Origin of the sequence: Fictibacillus sp. 23RED33 (genome assembly GCF_015903925.1) — a bacterium.
GTDB classification, from domain to species: Bacteria; Bacillota; Bacilli; order Bacillales; family Fictibacillaceae; genus Fictibacillus; species Fictibacillus phosphorivorans.
Map to the genome: position 1 here is coordinate 801,037 of NZ_JACZDX010000001.1, position 16,648 is coordinate 817,684.

The 16,648-nt window shown below is 39.3% G+C and carries 8 protein-coding genes; 5 read left to right on the forward strand and 3 right to left on the reverse strand.

Annotation, left to right across the window (positions count from 1 at the left end; genetic code table 11):
* The first annotated feature begins 133 nt into the window (after positions 1–133).
* From addB to IHV09_RS04290, 4 genes are read left to right on the forward strand one after another with little or no spacing between them, the layout of a single operon-like run.
* Positions 134–3,637, forward strand: coding sequence for a helicase-exonuclease AddAB subunit AddB (gene addB / locus IHV09_RS04275; protein ID WP_197263705.1), 3,504 nt, complete (start codon positions 134–136; stop codon positions 3,635–3,637).
* Positions 3,634–7,374 (forward strand): helicase-exonuclease AddAB subunit AddA, encoded by a 3,741-nt coding sequence (addA, locus tag IHV09_RS04280; protein ID WP_197263706.1) that lies wholly within the window; start codon positions 3,634–3,636, stop codon positions 7,372–7,374. The genes addB and addA overlap by 4 nt, the downstream gene beginning before the upstream one ends.
* A gap of 11 nt (positions 7,375–7,385) precedes the next feature.
* Complete coding sequence (locus IHV09_RS04285; RefSeq protein WP_197263707.1) at positions 7,386–8,567, forward strand: metallophosphoesterase family protein; 1,182 nt, start codon at positions 7,386–7,388, stop codon at positions 8,565–8,567.
* A complete protein-coding gene (locus IHV09_RS04290; protein WP_197263708.1) occupies positions 8,564–11,965 on the forward strand; it encodes an AAA family ATPase in 3,402 nt (1,133 codons plus the stop codon). Before IHV09_RS04285 ends, IHV09_RS04290 begins: the two co-directional genes overlap by 4 nt.
* Positions 11,966–12,001: 36 nt before the next feature.
* On the opposite strand, the gene IHV09_RS04295 is transcribed toward IHV09_RS04290, so the two are convergent.
* Genes IHV09_RS04295 through IHV09_RS04305 form a run of 3 tightly spaced genes read right to left on the reverse strand, consistent with a single transcriptional unit; the run spans position 12,002 to position 15,806 of the window.
* Positions 12,002–13,129, reverse strand: a complete 1,128-nt coding sequence (locus IHV09_RS04295; RefSeq protein WP_197127470.1) for a Ger(x)C family spore germination protein — start codon at positions 13,127–13,129, stop codon at positions 12,002–12,004.
* On the reverse strand, positions 13,126–14,223 hold the full coding sequence (locus tag IHV09_RS04300) for a GerAB/ArcD/ProY family transporter (RefSeq protein WP_197263709.1): 1,098 nt from the start codon (positions 14,221–14,223) through the stop codon (positions 13,126–13,128). Before IHV09_RS04300 ends, IHV09_RS04295 begins: the two co-directional genes overlap by 4 nt.
* Positions 14,220–15,806 carry a spore germination protein gene (locus IHV09_RS04305; protein ID WP_197263710.1) on the reverse strand — a complete coding sequence of 529 codons (1,587 nt, stop codon included), beginning with the start codon at positions 15,804–15,806 and terminating at the stop codon, positions 14,220–14,222. The genes IHV09_RS04300 and IHV09_RS04305 overlap by 4 nt, the downstream gene beginning before the upstream one ends.
* 162 nt (positions 15,807–15,968) lie before the next feature.
* Here IHV09_RS04305 and IHV09_RS04310 point away from each other — a divergent pair, with 162 nt between their 5' ends.
* Positions 15,969–16,640, forward strand: coding sequence for a hypothetical protein (locus tag IHV09_RS04310; RefSeq protein ID WP_197263711.1), 672 nt, complete (start codon positions 15,969–15,971; stop codon positions 16,638–16,640).
* Positions 16,641–16,648: the final 8 nt, after the last annotated feature.

Below are 16,648 nucleotides of genomic sequence, written 5' to 3' on the forward strand. Positions count from 1 at the left end.
ATTATTCGTTTACGTAACTATCCTATAACTACCAGGAGGATGTGCTTCTTTTTAAAGGTCGTAGCCTTTGATGTCATAGTAGATTATGAGATAATGAAGTTAGAATTCAAGTGCGGAACAGGGGATGAACATAATGAGTTTGCAATTTATTTTGGGACGATCCGGCAGCGGAAAGTCCCACTCTGTATTTAAGGAGATCCAAAGAGAACTTACAGAACGTCCTTCAGGAAATCCGATCATCTATCTTGTACCAGATCAGATGACCTTTCAATCGGAGTATAAGCTTGCATCAACGCCAGAATTATCCGGAATGATGCGTGCGCAAGTCTTTAGTTTTTCAAGGCTTGCTTGGCGTATTCTTGGTGAGACCGGTGGTTTGACAAGAATGCACATCACATCTACTGGAATAAGAATGATGCTTCGGAAAATCGTCGAGCATAAAAAAGAAGATCTTAAAATCTTTCGAAAAGCCTCTGAACAAAGTGGTTTTTACGAATTACTTGAGTTGATGACTACAGAACTTAAACGATATTGTGTTAGTGCAGAAGATCTTTCGTGGAATGCTGAAACACTGCTTTCTCTCGGTCAAAAAGAAAATAATAAAAAAGTGCTTCAGGATAAATTATCAGATCTGAGTGTCATTTCGAGCTCCTTGGATGAGGCACTGATTGGGAAGTATGTAGATTCAGAAGATTATTTACGTTTGCTTCAAGCAAAGATTCCTTTATCCGAGAGCATTAAAGAAAGTGAAATTTACATAGATGGATTTCATTCGTTTACTCCACAAGAACTTGAAGTTATAGCGGGATTACTGGCACACGCCAAAAAAGTGACCATTGCACTCACTGTCGATGAATCTTTTACTATGGAGTCAGAACCTCATGAGCTAGATTTGTTTTATATGACAAAAAAGACGGCTCAGACGCTAACAGCACAGGCCAAAGAACTTGGTGTATTCGTTGAGGAACCAATTTATCTTCATGAAAAGCCTAAGTTTAATTCAAGTGCTATCGCTCATATCGAAGAGCAGTATGATCGAAGGCCGGCCATACCATCTTCCAAACATGAAGGTGTTGGAGTAGCGGCAGCAGTAAATGTTCGGTCAGAAGTTGAAGGAGCGGCAAGGAAAATCGCAGAACTCGTTCGTGACCACGGATATAGGTATCGCGATATCGCAGTTACAGTCCGAAATGCTGGTAGTTATCAAACACTGATTGAAACGGTATTTACAGATTATGAGATACCTGTTTTTCTTGATCAAAAAAAATCTATGCTTCACCATCCACTGATTGAGCTTATACGTTCTTCACTAGATATTGTCTTAAAGAATTGGCGCTATGAAGCCGTTTTTCGAGCTGTTAAAACAGATATGCTCTATCCGCTTGATGAGATAAGAAAAACGACTTCTGAGATGAGACGTTGTATGGATGAACTTGAAAATTATGTGTTAGCACTTGGTATTCAAGGCAGAAGGTGGACAGATCCTAAACCTTGGAAGTATAAAAGATTTAGAGGATTTGAAGCAGAAGATTTTGGAAAGACAACTCGTGATGATGAAAAAGAACAGCTGATCAACGATATGCGGGACATGATTGTATCTCCTTTGAGTCGTTTATCTAAAAACCTATCAAACAGCAAAAGTATCATCCAATATTGTAAAAGTCTTTATCAGTATCTTGAGGATTTAAATGTACCGATGAAACTTGAACGCTTGAGACTTCATGCGGAATCAGCAGGTAAATTACGGTCAGCATCTGAACATGGCCAAGTTTGGAATGCGGTTCTGGGTCTCCTCGATGAGATGGTAGAGTTGACTGGTGAGGAAGAACTTTCTAAAGAAACGTGGATGCAAATGCTTGAAACAGGGCTAGAGAGTCTTAAATTTGCACTTGTTCCTCCTTCTCTCGATCAAGTACTAGTAGGAACGATGGAAAGATCTCGTTTCACAGATGTAAAAGTGAATTTTGTTCTTGGCGTAAACGATGGAATCATTCCGTTAAAACCTAAGGACGATGGATTGCTTTCAGAAGATGAAAGAGAGGCTCTGGATCGAAACGGTGTGGTGCTAGCACCGACGGCACGCAGAAAGCTGCTTGATGAACAGTTTATGATCTATTTGGCTTTAACGAATGCTAGTGATCATCTGTTTGTTTCATATGCCCTAGCAGACGAGGAAGGGAAAACGATGCAGCCTTCTATGGTCATACAGCGATTGCATGATCTTTTCCCTGATTTAAAGGAAGAACTATATCAAAATGAACCAGCTTTACAAAACGATTTGGATTTTGTGCAGCATCCAATAAAGAGTGTATCTTTTTTAAGTACGCAGCTCAGAGAATGGAAAAAAGGTTATCCGATCTCTTCCGTTTGGTGGGATGTATACAATTGGGTGGTCAGAGACAAGGATTATGATTTCTATGCAAAGCGAGCTCTGTCTTCTCTCTTCTATTTTAATAGAGAAGCACCTCTCAGTTCATCCGTATCAAGAGATCTTTATGGTGATAAGATTTTAACGAGCATCTCGAGAATGGAGCTTTTCCAATCATGTCCATTCTCTCAGTTCATGTCGTATGGTCTGAAGCTTAAAGAACGGCAAATGTACAAACTTGAAGCTCCAGATATCGGACAGCTTTTTCATGCTGCGTTAAAACAGATGAATGATTCGCTTCAGCAAAGAAGCGTAGCCTGGAGTGATCTTTCAAAAGGGGACTGTTATCGTTTGGCAGGAGATATTGTAGAACTCTTGGCACCACAGCTTCAACATGAGATTCTGTTAAGTTCTAATAGACATCTTTATATCAAGAAAAAGCTAAAAGAAGTAGTTGGAAAAGCTTCTCACATTTTAAGTCAGCACGCAAAGGCGAGCGGGTTCACTCCTGCAGGTCTTGAACTAGCATTTGCTTCTGGTGCAACATTGCCGCCATTAACGTATAAATTGCCGAATGGAACGACAATGGAAGTTATCGGACGTATCGATCGTGTTGATACAGCAAAAAGTTCAAAAGGACTTCTTATGCGCGTGATTGATTATAAATCAAGCTCAACTGGTCTCAACTTGGCAGAGCTGTATCATGGAATTGCTCTGCAGATGCTGACTTATCTAGACGTTGCAGTCACACATTCAGAAAGCTGGCTTGGTGAAGAGTCCGTTCCTGCAGGCGTTCTGTATTTCCATGTACACAACCCACTATTGAATCAAAAGAAACTGCTTAGTGTGGAAGAAATCGAAAAAGAAGTGTTGAAGAAGTTTAAGATGAAAGGTTTAGTACTTGCTGAAGAAGAGGCCGTTCAACTTATGGACAGTACAATGGATAAGCGTTCTTCTATCATTCCAGTCGCTCTAACTCAAAAAGGATTTCATAAGTCACATTCCTCGATCGCCTCAAGTGAGCAGTTTAACACGATGCGTAATCATGCGCGAAAGATGGCTGTAACGAGTGGAGAAGGAATTACAAACGGAGTGATCGATATCTCTCCATATGAGATGAAGAAAAAAACACCATGTACGTTCTGTTCATATAAGCCTGTTTGTCAGTTTGATCAAACCCTTGAAGAGAATCAATACCGTCAACTTCGTTCAGAAAAAGATGACGTCATCCTAGAAAAAATGCATCAGGAAGGAGGAACTGTCAATTGAAGACTTTAATCCCAAAACCAGAAGGTGCCACTTGGACGGATGAACAGTGGCAGGCCATTCAAGCCAGAGGAGAAAACGTTCTCGTTGCTGCAGCAGCTGGATCAGGAAAAACGGCCGTCCTTGTCGAACGAATCATCACGATGATACGTGAAAAGATTGCTGATGTAGATCGGTTGCTTATCGTTACGTTCACAAACGCTGCTGCTACTGAAATGAGAAAAAGAATTGGAGAAGCAATCGATAAAGAGCTGTCTTTAAATCCTTCATCTCTACACTTAAGAAGGCAGCTGAATTTATTAAACAAAGCATCGATCTCTACTCTTCATTCTTTTTGTATTGAGGTGCTTCGTAAACACTATTACGAAACGAATCTCGATCCTGGCTTTCGTGTAGCAGAAGAAACAGAAGCAGAACTTATTCGCCAAGAAGTGATAGAAGATTTATTTGAAGAAGAGTATAGCAAGGGAGAAGACCATATTTTCTACCAAGTGGTCGATGCTTATAGTTCTGACCGAAATGATATAGAACTGCAAAAACTGATCTTATCGCTCTATGATTTCGCTCGAAGTCATCCTGATCCGAGTGGATGGCTAGACCAGATGGCGGAAACTTATCAAGTCCAAGCTACTTCAATAGAAGACCTACCTTGGACAAAGGAGCTTCTTTTCGATATATCGCTTCAAATAGAAGGGCTACGTTCGTTGGCGCTCAGAGCGATAGAGCTAAGCCAGCTTTCAGGGGGACCTCTCGCATATGCAGAAACACTACAGGAAGATCTTGTCTTCATCGAACGATTACTTCATGCAAAATGTAGTTGGAATGAGCTTTATGAGGAATTCCAATCTTATGATCCTCCAAAATTAAAAGCCATCCGCGGGAAAGATGTAGATGAAGAACTGAAGAATAAAGTAAAAGCGATGAGAGACAGCATCAAAAAACGGACGAGCGCATTAAAAGAAGAATATTTTGAAAGACATCCAGATTCGTATATCGTTCATATTGAAGAGATGGCTCCTGTAGTTAAAGAACTTTCATCCTTGGTGAAAAAGTTTGGGGAACGTTATTTGGAAGCAAAGCAGGAAAAGTCTCTTGTTGATTTTGGTGATCTTGAGCATTATTGCCTTGGAGTTTTAAAAGGTGTAGGGTCTACGATGGATGCACCGGTTCCATCAGAAGCGGCTCTAGAATATCGCGAAAGATTTATAGAGGTACTAGTCGATGAGTATCAAGATACGAATTTTGTTCAAGAATCCATTGTACGCCTAGTATCAAAGGATGAGGAAGCAGGAAACATGTTCATGGTAGGTGATGTAAAGCAATCCATCTATCGATTCAGACTAGCAGAACCACTTCTTTTCTTAAGCAAGTACAAGCAGTTTACGAAAGAAGGCGGCAAAGGCTTGCGTATTGACCTTGCCAAAAACTTTAGAAGTCGAAATGGAATACTTCAAGCAACAAACTATTTGTTCAGACAGATCATGAACGAAACAGTAGGAGAGATTGAGTACAACGATGATGCTGAACTAAAGCTTGGTGCTACTTATTATCCGGAGCAAGAGGGCAATGAGCCAGAACTTCTTCTAATTAATAAAAGTCAGCCTGTAACAGATGAAGATGGCCTTGAGAGTGGAGAAATAGAGAAGTCTGAACTTGAAACCGTTCAGTTAGAGGCAAGAGTCATCGCTGAAAAAATAAAACAGATCGTTGGCACAGCGGGTAATTCTCCTCACTTCGTTCTTGATAAACATACAAAAAAATTACGTCCTGCAAAATACAAAGACATTGTCATGTTGTTTCGTGCAACCTCCGTATGGGCACCAGTCATACTAGAAGAGTTTAAACAGCAAGGAATACCAGCGTATGCTGAACTTTCAACTGGCTATTTTGATGCGACGGAAATTCATGTCATGATGTCACTTTTAAAAGTGATCGATAACCCAATGCAAGATATTCCGCTTGCCGCCGTTCTTCGTTCCCCGCTGGTCGGAATAACAGGTGAAGAACTTGCAGTGATCAGATTAAAACAAAAGCAAGATAATTATTTGGGAGCCGTAGAACTGTATCGTTCAGAAGGAGAAAACGCAGAGCTTCAAGGAAAGGTCTCTACGTTTTTAGACCAGCTGGAAAAGTGGCGTCATCAAGCGCGTCAAGGGTCTCTTTCTGATCTGATATGGGACATCTACCGTGAAACCGGGTATTTTGATTACGTAGGCGGATTAACCGGTGGAAAACAACGTCAAGCAAACTTAAGAGCACTATATGATCGTGCGAAGATGTATGAAAGTACATCATTTAGAGGGCTTTTCCGCTTTCTTCATTTTATTGAAAGAATGCAGGAACGAGGCAAAGATCTAGGAGCGGCAAGAGCGCTAGGTGAGCAAGAAGATGTAGTTCGTGTAATGACGATTCATAAAAGTAAAGGTCTAGAGTTTCCAATCGTTTTCGTTGGAGGCATTAACAAACAGTTTAATACAAGAGATCTGAACGAAAAAGTTCTTCTTCATAAAGAACTCGGACTAGGAACTCAATATATAAATCCCGAGTACCGAATCGCTTATCCCACATTGCCAAAGCTTGCGATCGCTGGAAGAAAGAAAATGGAATTGATCTCAGAAGAGATGCGTGTACTATATGTCGCTCTTACACGCGCTAAAGAAAAATTGTATTTAGTCGGCACAGTAAATGATATTGAAAAATCTGTGGATGCATGGAGCGATTCTCTTTATGAAGAGAGCTGGATTCTACCAGACTTTGAAAGAGCTGGTGTGAAAAGTTATCTCGATTGGATCGGGAGAGCAGTCATCCGCCATAAGAATGCAGACCCTCTCCTATCCCTTCTTGGAACAGGTGAAAGAGGTAGAGGTGAAGTTTATCTGGATGAAACAGATTGGAAGATTACCGTCCTGCAAGCGAGTCAATATGAAGAGTTGAAAGTTGAAGAGAAAGAAAAACAAGAAGAACTGCTGAATCGTCTAGAGAACTATGAAACGGTAAATCTTGTTACGAATGATTTTGATGAAGTTAAGCGGCGACTGGAATGGAATTATACACATAAACACTCAACATATACCCGTTCTAAACAATCTGTTACAGAAATTAAAAAACAATATCAAGCCGATGAGTATAGTTCTACCGAATTAGTAAAAGCGGCCCAACAAGCTATACATGAGCGGCCAAAATTTATGCAGGAAGAACAGTTGAACGCTGCTGAAGTTGGAACAGCCATGCATATGGTCATGCAGCATGTTGACTTTAGAATACCAGCTACACTAGATTCTCTTCAAAACCAGCTTGCAGAAATGGAAACGAAAGAGCTGCTTACAAGAGAACAAGCTCAATACATCCAGCTTCCACAAATCCAGGAGTTTATGGAAGGACCACTTGGCGAGAGAATCAAAGAGAACGAGAATTTAAAAAGAGAAATTCCGTTTAGTATAGCGCTCCCGATATCAGAGATTCAAAGAGAGTGGACCGGCGAAGAAGAACATGTTCTCGTACAAGGTGTTATTGACTGTCTCATTGAAGAGGAAGACGGTTATATACTGATTGATTATAAAACAGACAAAATCACGAACCGCTTTACAAATGGCTTTACAGGAGCAAGAGATATCCTGTTCAACCGTTACGAGTTGCAGCTCAATTTGTACGCAAAGGCTATTGAAAGAATACTAAAAAAGCCTGTTAAAGAAAGTTATCTTTACTTTTTTGATGGTGGACACATTCTTCAAGTGAAATAAGGAGGGATACGATGCGATTACTTCATACGGCTGACTGGCATCTTGGGCGCTCATTAGAAGGACGAAGCAGACTTCAGGAACAACAAGATTTTCTAGATGAACTCGTTGAGATTGTCCAGCGGGAAAAAATAGATGCGGTACTAATGGCGGGAGATGTATTTGATACGGTAAACCCTCCAGCTGCGGCAGAGCAAATGTTTTATGATGCGCTGTCACGGATCAATAGAAAAGGAGAATGCCCATTTATCGCGATAGCGGGAAACCATGATCATCCAGAGAGACTAGCAGCATCTTTCCCGCTTTTAAGAGAACTGGGCATAACGCTAGTAGGTCTTCCAACGTTAGACCTTCAACGTGTCCCGATAAAGAGAACGGGAGAAATGCTAGAAATCGCAGCATTACCTTATCCTTCTGAATCAAGGCTGAAAATGCTTTTGAGTGAATCAGCTGAAGAATTAGATGTTAGAACCCAATACGATGATTGGGTAGACTCTTATTTTAAGAAGATCACATCTCAATTTAGCCCAGGAAATGTGAATGTTGCCATGAGTCATCTTTATGTAGCAGGAAGCAAGGAGACTGACTCAGAGCGCCCTGTACATATTGGTGGTGCTTATACGGTTGCTGCTGAAAGCCTTCCGAGTGCCGCACAATACGTGGCATTAGGCCATCTGCATCGTCCACAGCGAATTAAACGAGCAAAAACAGACGCAAGGTATTCAGGTTCTCCACTTTCTTATAGTTTCTCAGAAAGCGGTCAAGCAAAATCCGTATCCATTATTGATGTGCAACCAAACGGTATAGCAGAGGTAGAAGAGATTCATTTACGTGCAGGAAAACCACTTGTAGCATGGGAAGCTAGAAATGGTGTGTCAGAGGTTTTTCAAGGAATTCAAGATGGAATGTATCATAATTGCTGGATTGATCTATCCGTACATGTTCAAGATGCACTGTCGATGGAAGAGATTCAACGGCTTAGAAAAGCACATGATGGTATTGTTCATATTAAACCTGTGTTTCAAGAAAGATTCGGAGAACAAATTGCGGTATCCGCTCAAAAACTACCTGTAGATGAACTATTTACAACGTTTTATGAGCGACAGACAGGTGGAGCGGTTCCTGACAATGAGTTGATCTCCTTATTTCTTGATCTTGTTGGAGAAGAGGAAACAGAAGGAGAGGAACGCGAATGAGACCTATATCATTAACCGTTTCAGGCTTACAAAGTTTTCGAGAAGCACAATCCGTTCCTTTTCATGAGCTTTGTTCTGGCGGAGTCTTCGGTATCTTTGGACCGACCGGCAGTGGGAAGTCCACGATTCTTGACGCGGTGACACTTGCTTTATACGGGAAAGTTGAGCGTGCAGCTGGTGGAACACACGGAATTATGAACCAGGCTGAAGATAAACTGTCTGTTTCGTTTACTTTTCAATTAGGTGAAGGTACTCAGCAAAAAGAATATAGCGTGGAACGTACGTTTAAAAGAAGTGGCGAACATTCCATTCGAACAAGTACGTGCAGATTAATTGAAACCGTGAATCATGAATCTGTCGTTCATGCAGACAAAGAACGGGATGTTACACGTCTTGTGCAAGAGCTGATCGGTCTAACAATCGATGATTTCACGCGTGCAGTCGTGTTGCCTCAAGGTAAGTTTGCTGAATTTTTATCGCTAAAAGGTGCGGATAGAAGGCAGATGCTGCAACGGTTGTTTCAGCTTGAAAAATACGGAGATAAACTGAATCAAAAGTTAAAGAAGCGGTCTGATGAACAAAAAAATCGCTTAAATGAAATCACTGCTGAGCAAACGGGTCTAGGTGAAGCTTCCTTAGAAACTCTTCAGCAGGCAACGGTTTATCTGAAGGAAAATGAAAAAAAGTTAGAACAGATATCCAAAAAGTACAAAGAAAAAGAAGAGAACCTCAAAAAGCTTGAGGTGTATTGGGATGCTCAAGTTCAAAATGAAAAGCTGATCCAAGAGAGGAACGAACTGAAGAAACTGGAAATCCCTATGGGACGTGTTCAAGGGAATCTAAAGAAAGCTGTTTCTGCAGACAAAATTTATCCTTATGCAAACGAATGGAAGCATTCGCTCACAGATGAGAAAAAAATCCGTGGAGAGCAAGAGGAACTAAAAAGACAAACTGAAAAGCTTAAAACCATTCTTGAAGAGCTTGAAGAGAAATATGAATCAGCCAAGAAGGCAATCAATCAGGAAGAGCCTGTTCTTATCGAAAAAAGAAGTGGCTTAAAAGAAGCGGTTGACTGGGAAAAGGATCTTGATAGAAAAAATGAATTTTTGCAAAACGAAACCCAAAAGCATAAACAATTAGTGACATTGTACGAAAAATGCGAAAAAGCTGAGTATGATGCCACGCAAGTACTTAAGCGTGGGAAGGATAAACAATCTGCGTTAAAGAAAGAATTGTCTCAAATTGAAATAACACAAAAAGACCGGACTAAATTTCAACAAGCCATCTTGCTAAATCAACGATTAGAAGATGTTCACGATGAAGAGAAAAAGATACAAAAAGAAATCTCCTTTTCAGAAACTGAAATGATTTCTGCAGAAAAAACAAAAAAACAGATCAGTTCAACAATAGCTGACAGTTACGATGCAGGAAAGAAACTGCTGAAACATATTCAAGATATGTATGCAGAAGTGGCAGAAGCTCTGCGTTCAAATGAAATGGTCTCAAAAAATTTAAAGGCTAACCTTCGTGAATTGAAAAACGAACAAGAAAAAATGAGGATCAACCATTTAGCTGCACAGCTTTCTGCAGAATTAAAAGAGAACGAGCCGTGCTCTGTATGTGGTTCAACAACCCATCCTTCACCGAACCGAATGCATGAGACTTTTGAACATGATAACGAGCGTATTCAAGAATTAGAAGAAGCGAATGAAAGTCTGAAAGAGCATTATCATGTGCTGAAACATCTTAGTGAAGGACTTGAAAAGGATTCCCAAACGCTATGGAAAAAGCTAAATCTTGCTGAAGCGGAAATTGCAGCAGCAGATCAGAGTATGACTTTGGTGGAGAAAGAAAATATCAGCGTGTTTTCTTTGGAACAATTCAAGGATCATGTAACGAGAGTAAAAGGTATTCAGCAAGATAAGCTTCAAGTGGAAGAACGCATGCAGAAGTTATTGTCCAAATTAGAAGAAGATCAAAAACAATATGAACGGATTTCTATTTCTGTTGAAAATAGTGAAGAGACAACGAACAAGTTAAGTCAACAGCTTTCTTTGATATCAAAAAAAATGGAACAGATTCATTCGGAATGGAAGCAATCTGAGATACCTTTTTCATCAACAGAGCTGAAAGAGCAGCTAGAACTTTTTCAGCAAAAAGAAAGTCGTCATGCGGAAATCGTAAAAAGCTTGAACATTGCGGAAGAATTTCTAGAAACACAAACGAAAAAAATGGAATCTGCCAAAGAGCAAAAATCTGAGTTGAAGATGAGTTTATCGGTCTCTTCTAATCAACAAGAGATGCTTCAAAAAGAAATTCAAAATTTAAAAGAAAAGTTATATAACAGAGTAGGCAATGAAAAAGTTCAAAAAGTTCTTGTAGAAACACAGAATGAGTTGCAGAATCTGAAGACAGCATACATTGATTCAGAACGGGAGTATGACATTGCGAAGAAGCAATATGTAGAAAGTGATAAAGTATACCATTCTTCTGTTCAACGGATGAATGATGCTGTATCAAGAGTAGAAAAAGCAAAACAAGAATGGAACAAACAGTTAAGAAAGTCAGATTTCCAATCGTATGAAGACTTTGAAAACTGTTTGAAAGATGAGCAAGTTCAGATCGAATGGGAAAAGCAGGTCGCGGATTACCATGATCGGTGTAAATCAAATGCTTTGGCTTTAGAAGCGATAAAAGAAAAGCTCCCTGAGGAGATTCTTTCAGATCAACATGTTGAATCTGCGAGAAGCCAACTATTAAGTCTCAAGCAAGAAATGAATCATACGCATGAGGCTGTTGGTGAAGCGCGACAAAGATATATGATGATTGAGAAAAATCATAAACGTTTCAACGAGTTGGAAAAGGAAAAGAAAAAGGTTTCTAACTTATTAGAGCAATTAGGTAAGCTTCAAGTTGTATTCCGTGGAAATGCTTTTGTTGAATTTATGGCAGAAGAGCAGCTGCATCTTGTAACACGCGATGCATCTGGCAGACTCGCGAAACTTACTCGTGGACGATATGCGATCGAAGTAGATTCAGCGGGTGGTTTTGTTATCCGGGATGATGCTAACGGAGGAATCAAACGCCCCGTAACCTCTTTATCTGGTGGAGAAACCTTTTTAACATCACTCGCACTCGCGCTTTCGCTTTCTGCTCAGATTCAATTAAGAGGAAAGTTTCCTCTACAGTTCTTCTTCCTAGACGAAGGATTTGGCACACTTGACCAAGAGCTGCTAGATACAGTTGTAACTGCGTTAGAAAAAGTTAGGATGGAAAACTTTTCGATCGGAGTAATATCTCACGTTCCTGAGTTGAAAGCAAGATTAACGAAACGACTGATCGTCGAACCTGCTGAACCTTCTGGCAAAGGAACTCGGGTTAAATTAGATCAGTTATAAAAAGGATGCAGGGCGTTTAAGCCTTGCATCCTTTTATTATTCGATAATTCCATGACCGATGACTTTTACCTTAACTGAAGCGGTATAATCGATGTTTGGATACTCTTTGTTCCAATCTAATTTTTTCCATGTTGGGTTGTGAAATGCAATTAGCTTTCTGCCAACGCCGAATGTATCGCTGTTCATGTCTTGTAGTTTTTTAATAATGATGTTAGCATCTTTTGTTAGTGATTTGGTCAACGCGTTTTCGATATTTTGTATTTTCTTTTTTGAAGTAAGGTTATCTCCAGGGTACTCTGTAATAACCACTTTCATATTGAGTTTAATATGAGCAGATATCTTATCATCAGGTGAAACATTTACATTGAAGGTTCGTTTATTTCTCTTCACTTTTATCGAAGCGTAGTTCAGAATTTTATCCTTATGTTTATCGGAAATCTTTTTTGTCAAAGACATAGAGATCGTCTTCTGTTTTCCGGTAAGCAACGTAAATAGTACCGCCTCAGCGCCATGCATCTTACCTACCATCTCATAACCATGAAAAATTGCGATTCCATTTACTGAAACGGCATTCTTTTTGGGAACAAGATAAGGTAAAGCAAAATCCTGACCAGGATCAAACATTACTGGACATACGGTCTGAATGTTTTCCGCTGGCACTGTTGAAGCACCTTCTGCAGCACGAATTGATTCACTCAGATACTTACCAATTCCTATGGAGGATTTTGTTTCTTCAAACCTTGCACTGATCACATCTGATGCCTTGCCTTTCGCTACTGCTATCCGAGCATTAAGAGCTGACTTTGGATCTCGATAGAAGACATCTAAAATGTGATAAATGTCCTTCTTTGCTGCCTCTTCTCCGAACACGACAATTAGGTTCTTAGAAGCTTCCACTCTTTCGGAAACCTTTCTATCTAAACGTATTCGACTTTGTCTTGCCGTATTTCCCTTAGCGGAAAATATCTCATTAAATACTTTCCCGGTCCCAGTGTCAGCACTCATTGCCTGCGGTACAGCAGCGGTTGTCTTGATCTTACCATCCTTCGTATAATCAAAACCTGCAGCTCGGATCAGTTTCGATTCGTTAAGCTGTGCTTGATCCCAGCAACCTGATAACAATACTAGGCAAGAAAAGAAAAGGAGTAATTTTTTAAGTATCATGTTGAAGCAGCTCCTTTTTCTTTTCTTTTCCGGATAATGGCGATCAGCAATAATAATATTGGGAGTAGAGCTGAAAAGATCATTGCCGTCATTCCGATTGTCTTGGACCACATTTGGACATCTAACTTACTTCCTGGTATTGATGCTATTAAAGCACATATGATTCCTACATATGGTGCGGCAGATTTGTGATGGTGAAGCTTAAATAAGGTCTGAACACCTTTTGCCGTAAAGAATAGATAACTGATCAAAGACGTTGTAACAGAAACGATCCATATCGTTAAAAAGATTAAGTCAGTACGTTCCAAGAATTTAAAAGAGAACGCTTTTAACATATAAAGGACTGGTTCCGGTACGATAACAATCTCTGCAGGGTTAAAGAATATATAAGTTGTAAATGTTACAAAGCAATAAAAAAGTGTAACACATAGTGAGGTATACGACATCGCTTTTAGCTTACTAGTAGACTTTCCTTCCGTATAAGCTAAAAAGACTAAAGCGGTATCAAAGCCAAGTAAGGCGATTAACGCATCAGTCGAAGTAGAAATAATGGTTTTAATACCAGTTGCCCCTACTGGAAAAGCGTAAAGAAGATGTACATCTGTATACGCGTAACCAACAAAGAAAAATAAGATGAGTAACAATGGTGAACAGAGCATTAAAAATCTCGCAATTTCTCTTGCTGTACATGTAATACAATAAACACAAGTAAGAGCTAGGATAATGATGACTATGAATCGCGGCGTCTGAAAAAATATCCATTTTGATACAATGTTATTATAGAGAATTAAAATTACGATACATACTGAGAACAGATGAACGATAAAAAGAATATTTAATAGTAAACCGAGTTTAGTGCCTAAGATCTTAGGCATAAAATCAAAGATTGTCTGTTTTGGATACATCTCGCAGAGCTTCCAAATCGCAAGGATGGAAAACTGTATAAAAATACCTGCTAACAGTAGAGAAATCCATCCATCTGTTTTTGCTTTAGCAAACAACGTGTATGGTAGTGAAAGGACTCCGACTCCGATCTGGGATTGTATGAGAACAAAGAACAGCTGTCTATGAGTAATTGTATGGCTGCTATTCATTGTTTTTCCCACTTTCTAGTGTGATTATCTTCATCTTTCTTTAACGGCCTAATATCTTCAGGTCGGGAGTTCATTTTGAAAAAGGGTAAACGAATGATTGTATCCTTTAAGTCTCCCATTCTAAAAGGCGCAAGCGGTGCGAAATAAGGTGTTCCAAAAGAATAGAGACGACATAGATGAAAGAACATAATGATTAAACCAAAAATAATACCTAGAAACCCGAAAGTTGCAGCAGCTACCATGAAAGGAAAACGTAGTAAACGAACAGCTAAGCTCATCTCGTTTGAAGGTACGGTGTAGGCAGCGATTGCTGTTGTAGCCACAACGATAATCATTAGGTTCGAGATCAGCCCAGCTTTAACTACCGCATCACCAATAACTAAACCACCAACAATGGCAATGGTAGAACCAATTCTTGTAGGCAGACGGATTGCTGCTTCACGGATTAATTCAATCGTCAGCTCCATCACTAACGCTTCAAATAATGGTGGGTAAGGTATATTCTCTAGTGAACTCTTCATCAACAATACTAACGCAGATGGGATGACCTCAAAATGGAAGGAAACGACGGCGATATAAAAAGCCGGGAGTCCTATGGCAATGTAAAAGCTAAACAATCGGATCAGTCTATAAAAGCTTCCTAACATCCAGCGTTTATTATAATCATCTGGTGTTTGATAAAAGACAAAAAAGTTCACGGGAGCAATGTTTACAGTTGGTGAACTGTCATACAATAATGCTACTCTTCCTTCCATAAGGTTTGCTGCAACACGGTCAGGCCGCTCTGTACTTAAGGTTTGTGGAAACAGACTAAATGTTTTATCTTCTATGCTCTCCTCAATATTTCCAGGAGTCATAACAGCGTCAGCTTCTATTGAATTGATTCTTCTTTCCATCTCATGAAGTAGTTCTGGATTGGCGATATCCGACATATAAAGCATGGCTACATTCGTATGTGTCTCTTTACCAACTTTTAAGTATTTAACAACCAACTTTTGACTCTTCAGCCGTTTCCTAATAAGAGCGATGTTCGTAGACATACTCTCTATAAAACCTTCGTGAGAACCGCGAATAACAGCCTCGTTATCTGGTTCGGAAATGTCTCGTTCTGTTTTAATCGGTGTGAATACTGAATAATAACAGGTCGTATCCTTTGTAAATATAATCGTATAAGATTGTAAAAGTAACTCTTCTATATTTGTAAAGTCTGTTTGTTTCCTAAAATCAATATTTATTACTTTTTCAAATGTGCTAAGATCAATATCTTTGTCCAATTCAAACAAAGGATTAAGAATCAAATCCTGAATTTTTTGTTTATCGATGATAGAATCTAAAAATATTAAAGCAACGTCACTCTTATCAGAGGGCATTTCAATCCAATGCGTCTGCAAATCTTGTGATGAAGAAAAACTCTCCTCAATTTCAGCTAACAGTTGATTTATTGTCTTATTTTGATTGTTGCTCTTCTCCTGTTCAAACTGTGAATTTTGAGATGAATTTGTTCTAGCGGGTGGATTAGGCTCTTGGTGTTTTTCTGTACTTTTTTGTTCTAGTAATTTTTTTGGTTTTTTAAAGAAAGTCATGATGTACATCATCCCGATTCGCAATAATTTGCCTTAGTTTTTGCTACCCTAATTTATTTATGCGGATAAGGTACTATTTTTCAAAAATGAGTCAGAAATTGTCATTATGAGTAAAAAATTGTGATAACATAGACAGAGATAAAGAGAGAAGGGGGCGGCACCATGACAGGAAGGGCACAATTTATTCCTGCTTTAACTAAGCCGAATACATATTTTGCGTTTTATAATGAATGGAAAGATAAAGAGGGTTTTTGGATCCGTTTTTTTGCTATATTAGTTGCTAGCGGGTTGCTGCATGCACTTTCTTTTTTTGCAGCGTTCCCATCGTTCAAAACTATTTCTTTTGTAGAAACAGCTAAACTAAGTGGAGCGGAATTTGAACTCTTGCGATACCTTATCGCTTTAGTAGGTGGTGCTTGGGGATTGATCGTACCATTCATAGTAATAAATTCAGGAGCATTATTTTTGTATGTTTTTTTTCGGGACATCGGATATAAAGCACTTTTTTATGTAATGACAGCGGTATATCTTTTATTTATTCTCGGGCTGCTATTCGAACTACCGATCCAGTTTGTAACAGGTGCTGAAGAAGTAGTTCAGCCTTTAGGTTTCGGTTTTGCTGGTGTACTATTCTTTAAGCATGGATTTTGGCAAGAATGTTTAAACGCCATCAATATCTTTACAATCTGGGGTTCTGTTGTTTTGTATTTTGCACTTCGACAATTATCGTTTAAAGAAAAGAATTACTGCTTGATTGTTACAATAGGATTTTTTGTTGTTTTCATTTTATTATCTTCACTATACGCTGCATTAACTAGTGGACAGCTGGTTTAAGGAGGAGA

Coding starts and splice junctions, on each gene's coding strand:
- addB (WP_197263705.1), top strand. CDS start 134: ATGAGTTTGCAATTTATTTTGGGACGATCCGGCAGCGGAAAGTCCCAC.
- IHV09_RS04285 (WP_197263707.1), top strand. CDS start 7,386: ATGCGATTACTTCATACGGCTGACTGGCATCTTGGGCGCTCATTAGAA.
- IHV09_RS04290 (WP_197263708.1), top strand. CDS start 8,564: ATGAGACCTATATCATTAACCGTTTCAGGCTTACAAAGTTTTCGAGAA.
- IHV09_RS04295 (WP_197127470.1), bottom strand. CDS start 13,129: ATGATACTTAAAAAATTACTCCTTTTCTTTTCTTGCCTAGTATTGTTA.
- IHV09_RS04300 (WP_197263709.1), bottom strand. CDS start 14,223: ATGAATAGCAGCCATACAATTACTCATAGACAGCTGTTCTTTGTTCTC.
- IHV09_RS04305 (WP_197263710.1), bottom strand. CDS start 15,806: ATGACTTTCTTTAAAAAACCAAAAAAATTACTAGAACAAAAAAGTACA.
- IHV09_RS04310 (WP_197263711.1), top strand. CDS start 15,969: ATGACAGGAAGGGCACAATTTATTCCTGCTTTAACTAAGCCGAATACA.